The sequence below is a fragment of the Flavobacterium algoritolerans genome (assembly GCF_030010385.1).
GTDB classification, from domain to species: domain Bacteria; phylum Bacteroidota; class Bacteroidia; order Flavobacteriales; family Flavobacteriaceae; genus Flavobacterium; species Flavobacterium algoritolerans.
On record NZ_JASCRZ010000008.1, the window covers coordinates 21,534 to 37,670 of the forward strand.

18 protein-coding genes are annotated in these 16,137 nt (G+C 33.3%); 9 read left to right on the top strand and 9 right to left on the bottom strand.

The annotated features are described in order from the left end of the window. Position 1: 1 nt before the first annotated feature. From QLS65_RS14515 to tgt, 8 genes are all read right to left on the bottom strand, one after another. Entirely contained in the window at positions 2–793 is a 792-nt protein-coding gene (locus QLS65_RS14515) for a sensor histidine kinase (protein WP_282711319.1), read from the bottom strand. Continuing rightward, entirely contained in the window at positions 790–1,431 is a 642-nt protein-coding gene (locus tag QLS65_RS14520) for a hypothetical protein (protein WP_282718488.1), read from the bottom strand. Before QLS65_RS14520 ends, QLS65_RS14515 begins: the two co-directional genes overlap by 4 nt. A gap of 6 nt (positions 1,432–1,437) precedes the next feature. Then, entirely contained in the window at positions 1,438–1,830 is a 393-nt protein-coding gene (locus QLS65_RS14525; protein ID WP_282718489.1) for a hypothetical protein, read from the bottom strand. A gap of 179 nt (positions 1,831–2,009) precedes the next feature. Continuing rightward, the gene (gene dnaB / locus QLS65_RS14530; protein ID WP_282711325.1) at positions 2,010–3,554 is read right to left on the bottom strand and encodes a replicative DNA helicase; all 1,545 of its coding nucleotides are present in this window, start codon (positions 3,552–3,554) and stop codon (positions 2,010–2,012) included. 140 nt (positions 3,555–3,694) lie between these two features. Then, positions 3,695–4,648, bottom strand: a complete 954-nt coding sequence (locus QLS65_RS14535) for an acetyl-CoA carboxylase carboxyltransferase subunit alpha (protein ID WP_099716027.1) — start codon at positions 4,646–4,648, stop codon at positions 3,695–3,697. A 121-nt stretch (positions 4,649–4,769) separates the two neighbouring features. Beyond that, entirely contained in the window at positions 4,770–5,651 is an 882-nt protein-coding gene (locus QLS65_RS14540) for a DMT family transporter (RefSeq protein ID WP_099716028.1), read from the bottom strand. Further along, positions 5,638–6,726, bottom strand: coding sequence for an LptF/LptG family permease (locus QLS65_RS14545; RefSeq protein WP_282718490.1), 1,089 nt, complete (start codon positions 6,724–6,726; stop codon positions 5,638–5,640). Before QLS65_RS14545 ends, QLS65_RS14540 begins: the two co-directional genes overlap by 14 nt. A 104-nt stretch (positions 6,727–6,830) precedes the next feature. After that, positions 6,831–7,961: a tRNA guanosine(34) transglycosylase Tgt gene (tgt, locus tag QLS65_RS14550; RefSeq protein WP_282718491.1), complete on the bottom strand. Its 1,131-nt coding sequence runs from the start codon at positions 7,959–7,961 to the stop codon at positions 6,831–6,833. Positions 7,962–8,420: 459 nt separating this feature from the next. On the opposite strand from tgt, the gene QLS65_RS14555 reads away from it, so the two are divergent. The 5 genes from QLS65_RS14555 (at position 8,421) to QLS65_RS14575 (ending at position 11,632) form a co-directional block, all read left to right on the top strand. After that, complete coding sequence (locus QLS65_RS14555; RefSeq protein WP_282718492.1) at positions 8,421–9,296, top strand: TIR domain-containing protein; 876 nt, start codon at positions 8,421–8,423, stop codon at positions 9,294–9,296. A gap of 166 nt (positions 9,297–9,462) precedes the next feature. Next, positions 9,463–10,017: an REP-associated tyrosine transposase gene (locus QLS65_RS14560; protein WP_282718493.1), complete on the top strand. Its 555-nt coding sequence runs from the start codon at positions 9,463–9,465 to the stop codon at positions 10,015–10,017. A 118-nt stretch (positions 10,018–10,135) separates the two neighbouring features. Continuing rightward, complete coding sequence (locus QLS65_RS14565) at positions 10,136–10,693, top strand: YdeI/OmpD-associated family protein (protein WP_282718494.1); 558 nt, start codon at positions 10,136–10,138, stop codon at positions 10,691–10,693. 32 nt (positions 10,694–10,725) lie between these two features. Next, complete coding sequence (locus tag QLS65_RS14570) at positions 10,726–11,112, top strand: ribosomal maturation YjgA family protein (RefSeq protein WP_282718495.1); 387 nt, start codon at positions 10,726–10,728, stop codon at positions 11,110–11,112. Positions 11,113–11,209: 97 nt separating this feature from the next. Then, positions 11,210–11,632, top strand: a complete 423-nt coding sequence (locus tag QLS65_RS14575; RefSeq protein ID WP_282718496.1) for a DoxX family protein — start codon at positions 11,210–11,212, stop codon at positions 11,630–11,632. Positions 11,633–11,720: 88 nt separating this feature from the next. On the opposite strand, the gene QLS65_RS14580 is transcribed toward QLS65_RS14575, so the two are convergent. Beyond that, complete coding sequence (locus QLS65_RS14580) at positions 11,721–12,656, bottom strand: nuclear transport factor 2 family protein (RefSeq protein ID WP_282718497.1); 936 nt, start codon at positions 12,654–12,656, stop codon at positions 11,721–11,723. Between the two features lie 419 nt (positions 12,657–13,075). On the opposite strand from QLS65_RS14580, the gene QLS65_RS14585 reads away from it, so the two are divergent. From QLS65_RS14585 to QLS65_RS14600, 4 genes are read left to right on the top strand one after another with little or no spacing between them, the layout of a single operon-like run. Beyond that, positions 13,076–14,395, top strand: a complete 1,320-nt coding sequence (locus QLS65_RS14585) for a serine hydrolase domain-containing protein (protein WP_282718498.1) — start codon at positions 13,076–13,078, stop codon at positions 14,393–14,395. A gap of 3 nt (positions 14,396–14,398) precedes the next feature. Next, entirely contained in the window at positions 14,399–15,109 is a 711-nt protein-coding gene (locus QLS65_RS14590) for a DUF4328 domain-containing protein (protein WP_282718499.1), read from the top strand. Between the two features lie 32 nt (positions 15,110–15,141). After that, a complete protein-coding gene (locus QLS65_RS14595; protein WP_282718500.1) occupies positions 15,142–15,648 on the top strand; it encodes a MepB family protein in 507 nt (168 codons plus the stop codon). A gap of 21 nt (positions 15,649–15,669) precedes the next feature. Further along, entirely contained in the window at positions 15,670–15,945 is a 276-nt protein-coding gene (locus tag QLS65_RS14600; RefSeq protein WP_282711348.1) for a rhodanese-like domain-containing protein, read from the top strand. Positions 15,946–16,137: the final 192 nt, after the last annotated feature.

The window sequence follows — 16,137 nt, forward strand, 5'->3', positions numbered from 1 at the left end:
CTTAAAAATTAAAAACTACTGAGATACCTTTGTTTATCGATGATTCCAAGATCATTTTACTGTTTAAAAAAGCGATTCTACTTTCTATATTTTTCATACCCAAACCTTTCTGATTTTCATTGTTTTTGATTTCAAAACCAATTCCGTCATCCGTGTAAAAACACCAATTCTTTTCATTCTTATTTTCAAAAACAATCGAAATAAAGGATGCTTTTCCATGACGCAGCGAATTATTCATCAGCTCTTGTAGAATTCTAAATACATGTAAATGTTTATCATTGTCAGTAATATCAAACGCCGTTTTATTCTCATAATTTACTTTTACGGCTTTGGAACTACTGAATTCCAAACATAATTCCTCAACACCTGCATGAAGCCCAAATTTATCTAAAACGGGAGGCAGCAGGCCGTGTGCAATTTTCCTTGAATTATCTAGTGCTTTGGTCGTAAGACTAATGATATTGGTTGTAATTTCAACCACCTCATTTTCAGTTAAATTAGAAGTGGTAAGCAAATGACTGTTCAAAGAAACTATGTTCAATTTAGAACTAATATCGTCATGCAAATCTTGAGCAATGCGCTTACGCTCCTCTTCCTGAGTAATAATCACAGCACTTAAAAGTTCTTTCTGATACTGAATTTCTAAGTCTTTTTTTTCTAATTCCTTTTGAATAATTTTCTTTCTTGAAAAATAGAAAAATAAGACTAAAACCAATCCCATTAAGAGAAAAGCGACACAACTATATATTATGATTTCAATTATTTCACTTTCTTGTAGTGTGTTTACTTTCATAAAGCAGTATCAATTGACTTTTTAGAAAAATTTTTTTTCCATTCTATCAGTATAAACAGTTGATAAATAATGTACAAAAAGCTATTCAAAATCCAGGGTATTTTATTTATTTTAGGACTTAAAGAGGTCATTAGATTTCCAACCAAAAACAAAATAGTACTGCCAAATAAATAAATCAGAATTCCCATATTAATGTAATAGAATTCTTTTTTTTCATTCAACAGATTATAAAAATGAAAACTCGCAAACACAATCAATAAAAAAGAAGTGATTACAATTTCAAATAAATTGAACTTAAAAAATAAAGTGTTATCATTAACAAATTGAATCCCCAAAAACAACAATCCTGAAATTAAGCCTCCTTTTACAATCTTCTTTTGTAAATCTACTTTCTTCAATATGGTTAAGTAAAAAATACTCAAGGCCACAAACTGTCCAATAAAATAAAAGTGCGAAAGAAATAAATTGTTTCTTTTTTGTTGAATTAAAATTTCAGCCAAAATTTGGACGACAAAAACCAATCCTAAATACAAAGTAAATATTTTATAAGCTTTTCCTTGATCGGAAAATCTTATAAAAAAAAGGAGTAAATTCAATAATAATATCAAATATCCTATGTATGCTAATATTTGATTCATTAAATATTAAGTTAATAAAGGACTTGAAGGGTCGCAGTCAGTTGGACAAGGTCTTGTAAAATCATAAATATCATCTTGCTCGGCTGAAGCATTCCCAACCCCAACAGTGATCATATCTACATAAATTTTAGTTACAGGATCATATTTTGTACCTACGATCATTAATTTTTCAATATTATTATCATCTACCCCAATGTAAGCTCTAACGGCATCAACGCCCTCAGCTAATACTTCGAGTAAATCTACTTTTGGAATCAAAAAAGCATTAATAGTATGATGTTTGTTGTAACCGCCTTCTTTTTTAGACCAGCGTTTGGCCCATCTTTGTGCAGTTTTTAGAGGAATTGCATTTACAGTTTTTGTTTGTTTATGGTTTTCAGGAATAGTTTCTTGTGACATGGGCTTTAGGTTTTAGTCAACTATATTTTTAAAATTAAAAATCTTTAGCAAGCTACTACTTTTTATTGTTTTAACAAAATACATCCCATCTATTGCAAAATTAAAAAACCTGAATCAGATAAATGATTGAGGCTTTTTAATTATATATTTTAAAAATAATATTTTACTTGTTTCATTTTCTAAAACGGAACATCACTATCATCATCTAAATCATTCAAATTACTTCCAAAAGCTTCATTAGCTGAAGGAAGATTTTTAGTTATAAAAGGATTATCTTCTTGGTTCATACTCGATGGTAAATCATCATAGCCACCACTAAAATCTTCCAGATTATCAAACTTCCCTAAATGTCCAATAAACTTCAATCGAACGTTTTCTATACTACCATTACGGTGTTTTGCAATCATTATTTCCGCCTGACCTGCAGTTGGTGAAGCTTCATCATCATCCCACTCATCAATTTTGTAATATTCAGGGCGGTATAGAAACGATACAATATCAGCATCTTGCTCAATCGCCCCAGATTCACGAAGGTCAGAAAGTAAAGGTCTTTTACTAGAACCACGGGTTTCTACCGCACGCGATAATTGAGAAAGCGCAATAACCGGAACATTTAATTCCTTTGCCAATGCTTTTAAGTTTCGGGAAATCGTAGAAATCTCCTGCTCTCTATTTCCTCCACCTTTTCCGTTTCCACCTGCTGTCATCAATTGCAAATAATCGACAATAATAATTCGGATACCGTGCTGTGAAACCAAACGTCTTGCTTTAGCCCTCAAATCGAAAATAGACAAGGAAGGCGTATCATCAATAAACAAAGGTGCTTTTTCTAAATTTTTAACTTTAGTACTCAGTTGTTCCCATTCGTGTTTTTCCAGTTTTCCAGTACGCAATTTCTCCGATGACAAACCAGTCTCAGAGGAAATCAAACGGGTAATCAACTGAACAGATGCCATCTCAAGAGAAAACAAAGCAACTGGCATTCCAAAATCAATCGCCATATTTCGTGCCATCGATAATACAAATGCGGTCTTACCCATCGCTGGCCTCGCTGCAATAATAATTAAATCACTAGGTTGCCAGCCTGAGGTAATCTTATCTAATTTATCGAAACCTGTTGCAACCCCACTCAATCCTTCCTGACCTGCAATTTCCTCGATTCTTTTCTTGGCTTGCAATACTAAACTTTGGGCAGTTTCAGAACTACGTTTAATATTCCCTTGTGTTACTTCGTATAATTTAGATTCAGCTCTGTCCAATAAATCAAAAACATCTGTTGTTTCATCATAGGATTCTTCGATGATTTCTGAAGATATTCGAATCAAACTACGCTGAATAAATTTTTGTAAAATGATTCTGGAGTGAAATTCTATGTGTGCCGAAGAGGAAATCTTCTGCGTTAGTTGAATTAAGTAAAAATCACCGCCTGCTAGATCTAATTTTGCATTTTTCTTAAGCTGGGCTGAAACGGTTAATAAGTCAATAGGCTGTGTTTCTGTAAACAGCTGAACGATAGCCTCAAAAATATGTTTGTGTGCATCTTTGTAAAAAGCATCAGGCTGTAAAATGTCAATCACATCATCAACCCCTTTTTTATCAATCATCATGGCACCCAGCACCGCCTCTTCTAAATCGAGAACCTGAGGAGGCAATTTCCCTTTTTCTAAGCTTATAATTGTTGTTTTATCCACCTTTACAGGGTTTATATTTCTGAAGTTTTCCATAGAGCGAAAGTAGCAAAAATTAAAAAATTATTGTCATTGAGTTGTTACAAATAATTGTTTATAAGTAACTATTTTTTGTTTATAACCAAAAAAAAATCCGAAACGGTAAGGCTTCGGATTAAAGATTAATTTGTAAGATTTTACTCTTTATATTCGCCCATTTTACAGTATTTATCCATTCTTTGGGCTATTAATTCTTCTGTTGATAAGTCTTTCAATTCATTAAATCCTTTCATGATATATTGCTCCACTGTTTTGAAAGCAGTCTCTCTATCATAGTGTGCTCCACCTAAAGGTTCCGGAATGATATCATCCACTAATTTTTGTTTTTTCATGTCAGCAGAAGTCAATTTTAATGCTTCGGCAGCTTGTTCTTTGTATTCCCAGCTTTTCCATAAAATAGACGAACAAGATTCTGGTGAAATAACAGAATACCACGTGTTTTCCATCATGTACACTTTGTCACCCACACCTATTCCTAATGCTCCTCCAGAAGCTCCTTCACCAACAATTACTGTGATAATAGGTACTTTAAGACGAATCATTTCAAATATGTTTCTGGCAATAGCTTCACCTTGTCCACGTTCCTCTGCTTCCAATCCCGGATAAGCTCCCGGAGTGTCAATCAAAGTCAAAACAGGAATACCGAATTTCTCTGCCATTTTCATCAATCGCAATGCTTTTCTATATCCTTCAGGATTTGCCATACCGAAATTACGGAACTGACGTGTCTTAGTGTTAAATCCTTTTTGTTGACCAACAATCATAAATGACTGTCCATCAATTTTACCTAAACCGCCAATCATGGCTTTGTCATCTTTAAAACCTCTGTCGCCAAAAAGCTCCAAGAAAGTATCACCGCATAAAGCACGCACGTGATCCATTGTATAAGGACGACTTGGGTGCCTAGATAGTTGGACACGTTGCCAAGCTGTCAAGTTTTTATAAATATGTCTTTTAGTCTCTTCTAACTTTTTGTTGATTTGTTTGCAAGTATTCGTTACATCAACATCCGATTCTTGACCAATAATAAGACATTTGTCTAACTGTTCTTCTAGTTCTTTTATTGGAAGCTCAAAATCTAAATATTCCATAGGATTTTTGCGTTTTTGTTTTTATTTGGAACCGCAAATATAAAATTTTAAATCGTTCAAAAAGGTAAATTTTATATTTATGTGTAAAAGTTTGCTTCTCAAAACGTTGAGAAAGTTATTATTATTTGTCCTTTTGATAGTGTTTTATAACCCCGTTCAGGATTACGGTGATTACAATTATTAATGCTCCGATGTAAAATTCAAAGCTCATTTTCTCTTTTCCGCCAAGGATAAAATAGGCCAAAACAATCCCGTAAACCGGCTCTAAATTTGTAGTCAGCATTACAGTGTAGGGCGTTAGTTTTCGCATTACTTTTACAGAAGCGGTAAACGCATAAGCCGTACAAATAGAAGCCAAAATCAGTATTAAAACCCAATTATTAGCTGTCAGTATAAAGAAGTCCGCAGTGAATTTTTGTTGGAACAAAAAGTAAATCGTAATAAAGAAAACACCTGCCAGAAATTCGTAAAAAGCAATTACTGGAGGTTCGTGTTTTTCTATCAATTTTCCATTCATCAGCGTAAACAAAACACCTAATATGATCGATGCCAAGGCATATAGCATTCCATCCAAATAGTTAATTTCGACTTTCATAATCAATGCCAGACCAGCAATAATAATAAGACCAAAAAACACTTCGTACCACAATACTTTTCGACCATAAAAAACAGGCTCTAAAATGGAAGCAAAAAACGCTCCCAGCGAAAAAACGGATAGTGTAATGGATACATTAGAAACATGAATCGCTTTGAAGAAAAAAATCCAATGCAAAGCAATCAGCAATCCCACAAAAATCAATTTCAAGAAGGATTTTAAAGGGATTTTAAATGATATCTTTTTGAATGCAATAAACAAAGCTAAAAACAGCCCTGCAAAAAACATGCGATACCAAACTAAAGCATCGGCCGTAATAGTGATTAAAGCTCCTAAAATGGCGGTAAAACCCCATATAAAAACTATTAAATGAAGATTTAAGTAACTCTTTAATTTATCGTTTTGCATTACGTAACAAATAAATGGCTAAAATTCCAAAAGCAATATTAGGCAACCAAACGGCTAACATGGGTGGAATACTCGATTTTTCGGCCAATACGCCAAAGATTTTATCAAAAAATACAAAGGCAAAAGCCAATGCAATTCCTATGGCTAAATTAGTTCCCATTCCTCCTCTTCGCTTCATGGCGGAAACGGCAACAGCAATAATGGTAAGAATAAATGCCGATACCGGAACACTATATTTTTTATACAAAACCACTAAATACACATTGATATTAGAGGAACCTCTTTCTCTTTCTTTTTTAATAAAGGCATTTAATTTCCCTAGACTCAAGGTTTCTGCAATGTAAACCACAGGCGTTAAATCCTCCAAATCAAAAGTAAAAACAGCGTCTTTTTGAGGTGCTTTTTCAATCTTATCATTCAGTTCACCCACCGTTCTTTTGGTATAATCATACATGGTGTAAGTGCTGTCCTTTAGATTCCATTTGATTCTGGTAGCGGTAATTTTATGGACTAACTTTTCGTTTTTAAACTTTTCAAGTGAAAAACTAAAAGCAGTTTTAGACTCCGCGTTAAAACTGTTTACATAGATAAACTCATCATCACTAATTTGTCTGTAAACGTCAGTATTATCGCCACGCATCGCTTCTTTTCCACCACCTTTCAAGTACGTATACCTAAAATTATTGAATCCTTCACTGGCTGCAGGAACCACAAAGAAACCCATCAGCAATACAAAAACGGAAACAATGGAAGCGCCTATTATATAAGGCCTTAGAAAGCGCGTAAATGAAATCCCCGAACTTAAAATAGCGATAATCTCCGTATCATTCGCCAGTTTTGAAGTAAACCAAATCACCGATAAAAACAAAAATATAGGGAAAAGGGAATTGGCAAAATAAATAGTAAAGTTGTAATAGTAGAGCGCAATCTCTAAAAACGCAACTTTATTTTCGAGCATCTTATTGATCTTCTCGGATACATCCACAACAATTCCTATGGGGATAAACAACAACAGCATCACCGCAAATGTGGCTAAATATCTTTTTAGGATGTATTTGTCTATTATTGTTAGCATTTAAAAAAGTTTAAGGTTTAAGGTTTAAAAGTTTAAGGTTTAGTACAGTTGCAAATTCACACAAAGAGTTTTAAACTTTAAACTAAAAAAAACTTTAAACATTACTACAATCGTTGGCTCATATTTTTCACCATCATTTCTTTCCAAGGTCTGAAATCGCCCGCTAAGATATGTTTTCTGGCTTCACGAACCAACCACATATAAAAACCAAGATTGTGTATCGTGGCAATTTGTTTCCCTAAATATTCATTGGCAGCAAAAAGATGACGCAAATACGCTTTTGTATATTCAGTATCCACGTAAGTGATTCCCATTTCGTCAATTGGAGAGAAATCAGCTTCCCACTTTTTGTTTTTGATATTTATTGTACCATTTGCTGTAAATAACATCCCGTTTCTGGCGTTACGCGTAGGCATCACACAATCAAACATATCGATTCCAAGAGCAATATTTTCTAGAATATTTATCGGAGTTCCCACGCCCATCAGGTAACGCGGTTTGTCTTCCGGTAAAATTTCACAAACCACTTCGGTCATGGCATACATTTCCTCCGCAGGTTCCCCTACTGAAAGTCCGCCAATCGCATTTCCTTGTTGGTTTGAATTCGCAATATATTCCGCTGATTGTTGGCGTAAATCTTTATAACAACTTCCCTGAACAATTGGGAAAAACGTTTGTTCGTATCCGTATTTAAAAGGCTGCGTATCTAAATGATTGATGCAACGATCTAACCAGCGATGCGTCATTTTCATCGAACGTTTTGCGTAGTTATAATCACAAGGATATGGCGTACACTCATCAAAAGCCATGATAATATCAGCACCAATGGTACGTTGAATTTCCATCACATTCTCTGGTGTAAAAAAGTGGTACGAACCGTCAATATGCGATTTGAACTTCACTCCTTCTTCCTTAATTTTTCGATTGGCCGAAAGTGAATACACTTGGTAACCTCCGGAATCTGTCAAAATATTACGGTCCCAGTTCATGAATTTATGCAAACCTCCTGCTTTCTCCAGGATTTCGGTTTGTGGTCTCAAGTATAAATGGTAAGTATTTCCCAAGATAATATCTGGGTTTATATCGTCTTTCAATTCGCGTTGATGCACCCCTTTTACAGAACCTACGGTTCCTACAGGCATAAAAATTGGGGTTTCAATCACACCGTGATCAGTGGTAACAGTTCCCGCTCTGGCTTTGGACTGCGGATCTTTTTTTAATAAATCAAACTTCATAGTAACGTATTTCACCCGATTGTTCGGCTGGCAAAGATAGGTTAATTTGAAAATTAGATAATTACATAATTTAAAAATTTATTTAAGATTTGGAAAAAACGTTTTTCAGGTTTCAAAAACAGCATTTAGAACCTAATTCCAATGTTTTTTTGGGGCGTGCCCAAGCCTTCACTAGCGTTACGACTTGGTCGGGCTATTCGTTATAATCTCCCGAAGAAAAATCGGGAGGATTTCCACTGTTATCCCTCACGCAAATCAACTACAATGGCAATTTCAAAAATCAATTTCAACTTCAAACCAAAATTCCAATTTGTACTATTATTTTTATATATTTGAGAAATATAAAGTATGATATAAATCATACATATCTACCCAAATTGAGTATGCTTTATATGATTTTGTCATACATATATACAAGTTAGGCACAATTATTTTGAACGAAAGAATACAAATAGAAATATGGCAAAAAAAGCACAACCTATTACCTTGGACAATGCACCAACAGAATTAATTTTATCCAAAGTTAATTTCAACAACACTTTAGACGAAAGAATTGAATTAGGAGAAGAATTATATAAACGTCCTGTTCATACACAAGCTAACTTCGCTAAAAACAAAGAAGACTTTTCTAGTTGGTCAGATTATAATTCTGAATTTTTAAAACAAGCTTTTAACAAAGAATACAACGAATACAAAAAAAGCTATGATGATGCAGGATCTTTCTCTATTGGGATAATTGGGAGAAACGCAACCCCTGCCCAAGAATTACAAAAATTTAAATCTAGAATAGAAACTAAATTAAGTAACCTAAAAAAATTACGAGCCAAAACTGATCTATTAAAAACAAGTTTTATAGATAATACTTTACCCAAAGCTGAAATTGTTCAATTAGACAAATCACAAGTATTTATTGTTCACGGACACGATGAAGCCGCAAAATCAAAAACTGCACGATTTATTGAAAAATTGGGTTTAAAACCAATAATACTTCACGAACAAGCAAGCGGCAGCAAGACAGTCATTGAAAAGATTGAGGCTTACTCAAATGTAGGTTTTGGTATTGTGCTGTACACACCTTGTGATATCGGAGCGAAAAATGAAGAAAAACCAAATATTAAAAATCGTGCAAGACAAAATGTTGTTTTTGAACACGGCTTTCTAATTGGTAAAATTGGTCGAGAAAATGTTTGTGCATTGGTTAAAGATGATATAGAAACACCTAATGACATTTCTGGTGTTGTTTATGTGAAAATGGACGATGAAGAAGCTTGGCATTTGAAAATTGCACGAGAGTTAAGAAACTCAGGCTATGAAATAGATATGAATAGATTATAACTGTGCCTAACACACGCTACAAGCAATTTGGGAATTTGGCATAATGGAAAAATTGGTTTGTATTTGGAAGATTTAGCAAATCCGAACGCGCTGATATACTGATCGTTAGCGCAGTTTTGCAAACTGTGCCCACAACAGTGAGCAAATAATACAATAATAACAAAAAATGTCTACAAAGTATAAAGCCACAACAACCGAAGATGCATATTTTATTACGATAACTACAATGGGTTGGGTCGATGTTTTTACAAGATTAAATCAAAAACAAATCATCATACAAGCGCTACACTACTGTCAAGATCAAAAGGGCTTAGAAATCTATGGATATTGCATTATGCACAGCCATATTCATTTGCTTTGCAAAGCAACAAATGGTTTTATCTTATCAGATGTAGTGCGAGATTTTAAAAAATATACCTCTAAAAAAATTATTCAAACTATTATTGAAGAACCAGAAAGCAGAAGAGAATGGATGCTGGATTATTTTAAAAAAGCTTGTGAGCATATAAAACAAGAACAACAATATAAAGTTTGGCAAAACGGTTATCATGCGGAACATATATATAGCAATAAATTTATAAAACAGAAAATTGATTACATTCACAACAATCCTGTAAATGAAAAAGTTGTAACGATGTCGGAAGATTATTATTTCAGTTCTGCAAGAAATTATGCAGGATTAGAAAATGAATTAGACGTGATTTTATTAGATTTATTTTAGTTGCCAATTGGATTGGGCACAGTTTGCAAAACTGCGCTAACGATTGTGGTAAATACGGGCAATCTGAATTCCTCTTTTTTTGTATTTTTCTGCGATATTTAATAAATTTCATTTAAAAATGACACCAACCTTTTTTGCAACACAAGCATCATTTAGAGAATGGTTAGAAAAGCACCACAAAGAGGAAACGGAACTTCTCGTTGGTTTCTATAAAGTGAGTAGCGGCAAACCTTCCATGACTTGGTCGCAATCCGTGGATCAAGCACTTTGCTTTGGTTGGATTGACGGTGTACGAAGATCAATTGATATTGAAAGTTACAGCATTCGTTTTACGCCACGAAGAAGCAGCAGTATTTGGAGTGCCATCAACATCCAGAAAGTTGAGGAACTCACAAAAGCCGGACTAATGACTCTTGAAGGGCAAAAAGCATTTGATTTACGTACAGAAAATAAATCACGAATTTATTCTCACGAAAAAGAACCAGCTATTCTTAATCCAAATTATGAAAGCCAATTTAAAATGAATTCATTAGCCTGGGACTTTTTTAATGCACAAGCGCCTTCCTACAAAAAAGTAATGATACATTGGATAATGACAGCAAAACAAGAAAAAACCAGACTATCACGGCTTGAAAAAACGATACAAATCAGTGAACAACAAAAACGAATGCAATAAAAAGTAAAACACTAAATAATTAAACAACCAAAATGTTTCAATTCAATCGCAACTATTTTATACTTACAATTTTACTTTTTCTCCTGGAAATAGTCATCGCTTTGTTTGTGCATGACAACTTTTTAAGACCTTATTTTGGAGATTTTTTAGTGGTCATGCTACTCTATTGTTTCCTGAAATCGTTCCTAAACGTATCGGTTTGGGTTGCCGCAAGTTTTGTGTTGCTGTTTTCATTTGCTATCGAAACCGCACAATATTTTAATATGGTTGAAAAACTAGGATTAGAGCATTACAAAATTGCTAAAGTTGTTCTTGGAAATTCTTTCGCCTGGATGGATTTGCTTGCCTACGTGCTTGGAATTTTGGCCGTAATTAGCATTGAAAAATTCACTTTAAAACGAGAGAATAAAATACAGTAACAACTTCGAGCCATCACTAAAATAAGTTATTTCATACAGCAAATTCTTGCAAAAATATCTTACGTTTGTAAGAACACAATACTAAAAACTTTAAATTATGATTCAAAAACTGTTCTCCCCATCTTCTTGGTCTGCTAATGCAACCGATTGGGCTTCGCTTATTTTACGATTAACACTTGGTTTATTGATGCTAAGTCATGGTATTCCAAAACTAATGAAGTTATTGAATGGCACAATGGAATTTGGTGACCCAATAGGCATTGGTGTTCCGGCATCATTGACTTTGACTGTTTTTGCAGAAGTTGTATGCTCTTTATTAATTGTAATCGGATTATGGACCAGACTGGCATTGATTCCGCTAATTATTACCATGGCAGTAGCCGTGTTTATTGTTCATATAAATGATGATCTGGGAACAATGGAATCTGCATTAATGTATTTACTGTGCTATATTGCCCTATTTTTATTAGGAAGCGGTACCTATTCAATGGATTCCGTTTTGAAAAGAAAAACCCTTTAAAAAATCATTGAATATAAAAACGTCCTAAAATAAGTTGTATTTTGTGCCAACTTATTTTAGGACGTTATCCATTTCAAAACGGATATAATTATTCTAATAATTTTTCACTGTAGTAAGCAATTTCAGAAATTATTTTGCCTTTATCATCAAAATTATCAATGAAAAATATGGGCAAAACTATTTTCTTTTTATCAGATTTTCTTGTTAATCTAAAATTCCACCACGACTGTACCACTCTTGCATCTCCCATTTCATAATGCAAATAGTCTGGATATCCAACCATGTCAATACTTGTCAAATCATATTTTTCAAAAAGCTTTTGATCATTTGCTTTTTGCTCCGCTAGAGTGATGCTTTTGTCTACAGGCATATTTATATCCGAGAATGTTGCCTTTTCGTCATAAAAACTATACGCTTTGTCAAAGTCTTTGTTTTCAAAAGCATAAATCATTTTTCTGACACTATTAATGTTTTCGTGATGATTATAAATCGCACCATTTTCCCTGTCGTTGAAACTATGCCCGATTTCATCAAAAACACTGCTATTTCTGTACCTAATAATAGTCTTGATTTTATTGTTCTTATCCACCACAAATAAACGGTGCAACGGCGTATCAATTTTAACTCCTGTTTTATTATGCACTCCTTTTAAATCCTCCCAAGTTTGAACCCAAACTACATCTTTATTATCAGCTTCTTTATATTCTAAAGCATCTGGATAAGCACCTTCTGATTTTTTAATACTTAAATAATCAATGTTCTCTTTCCAAAACTTGACCTCGTTTAAAAAAGCAGCTTTGTTTGATCCTTTATCATCCTTATTAGAAGTCACACCATTAAATGATTTAAAATCGTCTGTTAAAAAACTGGCAACTTTATCAGCGTCTCCCTTGACATAAGCTTGAGTCATGGCTTCAACAACATTAATTGCAGGATGCTCCACATAAATAGTCCCGTTTGTTTTCTTTTGAGCGTAAGTGATGCAAACTGCAATCAACAGTACCATTGAGAAAAATTTTTTCATATTTATTTGTTTTTTTGGTTAATAAGACATTAAATTTAATTATAAATACTGAATATCAGGTATTTACGATTAAAAACTTTCGTCTTGTTTTAAATAAAAAAGGAACATTTTTGAATTTTTTCTGCATTTAAATTCATAAAATAATTCCCTTTTACGGACGAATAAAAACATAAAAACACGGACTTTTCCTAACTGTGTAACTCTTTTCAAAACTGAAATAGAAAAATATAATTCCAAAAAAAGCAACGTTGTTGTAATCCTTTTACAGGAAGTTATTTTTTATAAAAATAATTTTATATCAGTTTAATCGTATATATTTACTTGAAAATTGCTAAAATCTTATTCTTTTATCCTTTTCAAAATGAACTGGGATTTCACAGGATTTTATAAAACCTTACAACAATACAATTGAAACAATTATGGTAAAGAAAATTTTAATTACAATGCTTTTCAGTTTATTATTTGGCACTGGATATTCCCAAAAAATGAACGTTGCAAAACTGGATAGTTTATTTCAAATTCTTGAAGCAAAAGATAAGTTTATGGGAAGCATAGCCGTTTCACAAAATGGAACGCTGATTTATTCCAAATCAATTGGAAAAGCAGATATTGAAACGAATAAAAAAGCAACTAATTTATCCAAATACCGAATTGGTTCTATTTCAAAAATGTTTACTTCTGCATTAGTATTCAAAGCGGTTGAAGAAAAGAAAATAGCATTAAATCAAACTATAGAAATCTATTTCCCAACAATCGAAAATGCAACGAAAATAACGATTGGAAATTTATTAAACCATAGAAGCGGCATCCATAATTTTACCAATAATCCAGACTATTTAAAGTACAATACCGAACCGAAATCCGAAGGGCAAATGATTGAAATCATTGCAAAAGGGAAAAGTGATTTTGACCCAAACAGCAAAGCAAATTATAGCAATTCAAATTATGTTTTGTTGAGTTATATTCTTCAAAAAGCATACAAAAAACCATATGCAGCTATTTTAAAAGATAAAATTACAAAGCCATTAGGCTTAAAAAATACTTACGTAGGAGATAAAATAAGCATTCAAAACAACGAATCTAATTCTTATAAATTTTCAGAAAAATGGATAAAAGAAACCGAAACGGATATGTCAATCCCAATGGGTGCTGGTTCAATTGTTTCTAATCCGACTGATTTGACCATTTTTATTGACCATTTATTCGCGAATAAAATAATCAACGAAAGCAGTTTAAAACAAATGATTACTTTACAAGACAACTACGGCATGGGTATTTTACAAATTCCGTTTTATGATAAAAAAGGATTTGGCCATACTGGAGGAATTGATGAATTCAGATCTGTGTTGTATTATTTTACAGAGGACAAGATTGCCGTTGCTTTAACATCAAACGGAAAGACATACAACAATAATGATATCATTATCGCCGCTTTAAGTAGTTACTTCAACAAGCCATTTGTAATTCCTACTTTTAAAAATTTCGAACTCAAAACCGAAGACTTAGATCCTTATTTAGGAGAATATTCAGATGCTGGATTTCCCATGAAAATTACGATTACAAAAGATAATTTAAAACTTTTTGCACAAGCAACCGGACAATCAGCATTTCCGCTAGAAGCAACTGAGAAAGATAAATTTGAGTTTTTAGCCGCTGGAATACAACTAGAATTTAAGCCGAATGAAAAACAAATGATTATAAAACAAGGTGGTGGAGCATTTAAATTGACAAAAAAATAAAAAATGGAAAATTTAAAACCCAACAGCCAAAGAGCAAAAATTGCTATTATGCTATTATGGACTGTGCTAACTGTCGAAATAATTTCACTCCTTTCTGATTATTTGCAATATGACTTATTAGAAACTGTTGCAAATGGCGGACAAATCACAACTGAAGCAGCCACTGATAATGATTTAAGACAAAAAATCATAGGCCTAATTTATTTGACAGTATATGTGATTTCGGGAATTACTTTTATACGATGGTTCAGGAGAGCCTACTACAATCTTCATATAAAAGCCGAAAGTTTATCATTCACCGAAGGATGGGCCGCCGGTTGCTGGTTTGTACCAATCATATCTCTTTATAGACCCAACCAAATCATGAAAGAGTTGTATCAGGAAACACAAAGTTTACTATCTAAAAAGGATGAAAATTATGCTCAAAATCTAACGACCCATTTCATTGGATGGTGGTGGGCATTATGGATTATTTCTTCATTTTTAGGGCAATTCATTTTTAGATATTCCATGAAGGCGGAGACACTTGAAGAGCTTACTACGACTACTATTGCCAGTATTTTTGCTTCAATAATTGGTATTCCTCTAGCCATAATTACTGTAAAAGTGATTAAGGATTATTCTGAAGTTGAACACTTACTTTATGAATTGAAGGATGAGGAAGAAGAAGTGAAAATCATACCTGATACTGACTTACAACCATTAGAAAATTAGTTTCCCATTAAAAAGCCCAAATAACAACGCGAATGATTCCCGAAAACCTAATTGAGACTAAAGAGCTTGTATTTGACAAATGTGGTTTTGAACTCCGAAATCTTGAAATAGAAAAAGAAAGTGCCGAATATAGCGCCTGTAAATTTGACCTTGACATCATTAAAATACTCTTTCGTGTTGCAAAAATCACCCCTACAAAGATTGGACAATTTGTCACTTTTTGGAAGAGAAGCGAAAATGGACCTATCGAGCCTTATGCGGTTTCAGACTCGATTGATTTTTTTATTATAAATACTAAAAGCAACGATAAATTTGGTCAATTTATATTTCCAAAGTCGGTGCTTAGTCAACAAGGAATTATCAGTACTGACTTAAAAGAAGGAAAACGAGGAATTCGGGTGTATCCGCCGTGGGACTTGACAGAAAGCAAACAAGCGCAAAAAACCCAAAAATGGCAACTGGAATATTTCTTAGAAATTCCGTTGAATAAATCCGTAAATTTAGATAGAGCTAAACAGCTTTATACTATCATAGATTAATAATCTTTAAAGAACAACAAAATGGAAGTAGCAAAAATAATTAAAGAAAAACTGGGAACCATAGTCGATGTACGTTCCTATGATGAGTTTATGGGCGGTCATGTTGCTGGTTCCATAAACATTCCTTTGAATGAGATACCACATAGAATGCAGGAAATACAAGAACTTAAAGCCCCATTAATTCTTTGTTGTGCATCGGGAAATAGAAGCGGACAGGCACAAGTGTTTCTAACGGCACATGGAATTGAATCTTACAATGGCGGTTCATGGCTGGATGTGAACTATCATCAGTCATAAACCACTTAAAAAGACAATCCTACAGCCATTCAAAACTAAAATCAGAACATTAATTTCTTTAAAAAATCATACATTTCGTATTTACAATTAGTTAATTAACAATTGATTACATTTTAATATGTTTAATTTTACCCTACTTGAAAATTAAATAATGAGTTTGTTTGAGAGAATATCATATTTAATATTTTTCAT

What these genes read in the sequence shown, in the direction of transcription:
- QLS65_RS14515 (WP_282711319.1), bottom strand. Translation starts at nt 793, where the DNA reads ATGAAAGTAAACACACTACAAGAAAGTGAAATAATTGAAATCATAATA.
- QLS65_RS14520 (WP_282718488.1), bottom strand. Translation starts at nt 1,431, where the DNA reads ATGAATCAAATATTAGCATACATAGGATATTTGATATTATTATTGAAT.
- QLS65_RS14525 (WP_282718489.1), bottom strand. Translation starts at nt 1,830, where the DNA reads ATGTCACAAGAAACTATTCCTGAAAACCATAAACAAACAAAAACTGTA.
- dnaB (WP_282711325.1), bottom strand. Translation starts at nt 3,554, where the DNA reads ATGGAAAACTTCAGAAATATAAACCCTGTAAAGGTGGATAAAACAACA.
- QLS65_RS14535 (WP_099716027.1), bottom strand. Translation starts at nt 4,648, where the DNA reads ATGGAATATTTAGATTTTGAGCTTCCAATAAAAGAACTAGAAGAACAG.
- QLS65_RS14540 (WP_099716028.1), bottom strand. Translation starts at nt 5,651, where the DNA reads ATGCAAAACGATAAATTAAAGAGTTACTTAAATCTTCATTTAATAGTT.
- QLS65_RS14545 (WP_282718490.1), bottom strand. Translation starts at nt 6,726, where the DNA reads ATGCTAACAATAATAGACAAATACATCCTAAAAAGATATTTAGCCACA.
- tgt (WP_282718491.1), bottom strand. Translation starts at nt 7,961, where the DNA reads ATGAAGTTTGATTTATTAAAAAAAGATCCGCAGTCCAAAGCCAGAGCG.
- QLS65_RS14555 (WP_282718492.1), top strand. Translation starts at nt 8,421, where the DNA reads ATGGCAAAAAAAGCACAACCTATTACCTTGGACAATGCACCAACAGAA.
- QLS65_RS14560 (WP_282718493.1), top strand. Translation starts at nt 9,463, where the DNA reads ATGTCTACAAAGTATAAAGCCACAACAACCGAAGATGCATATTTTATT.
- QLS65_RS14565 (WP_282718494.1), top strand. Translation starts at nt 10,136, where the DNA reads ATGACACCAACCTTTTTTGCAACACAAGCATCATTTAGAGAATGGTTA.
- QLS65_RS14570 (WP_282718495.1), top strand. Translation starts at nt 10,726, where the DNA reads ATGTTTCAATTCAATCGCAACTATTTTATACTTACAATTTTACTTTTT.
- QLS65_RS14575 (WP_282718496.1), top strand. Translation starts at nt 11,210, where the DNA reads ATGATTCAAAAACTGTTCTCCCCATCTTCTTGGTCTGCTAATGCAACC.
- QLS65_RS14580 (WP_282718497.1), bottom strand. Translation starts at nt 12,656, where the DNA reads ATGAAAAAATTTTTCTCAATGGTACTGTTGATTGCAGTTTGCATCACT.
- QLS65_RS14585 (WP_282718498.1), top strand. Translation starts at nt 13,076, where the DNA reads ATGGTAAAGAAAATTTTAATTACAATGCTTTTCAGTTTATTATTTGGC.
- QLS65_RS14590 (WP_282718499.1), top strand. Translation starts at nt 14,399, where the DNA reads ATGGAAAATTTAAAACCCAACAGCCAAAGAGCAAAAATTGCTATTATG.
- QLS65_RS14595 (WP_282718500.1), top strand. Translation starts at nt 15,142, where the DNA reads ATGATTCCCGAAAACCTAATTGAGACTAAAGAGCTTGTATTTGACAAA.
- QLS65_RS14600 (WP_282711348.1), top strand. Translation starts at nt 15,670, where the DNA reads ATGGAAGTAGCAAAAATAATTAAAGAAAAACTGGGAACCATAGTCGAT.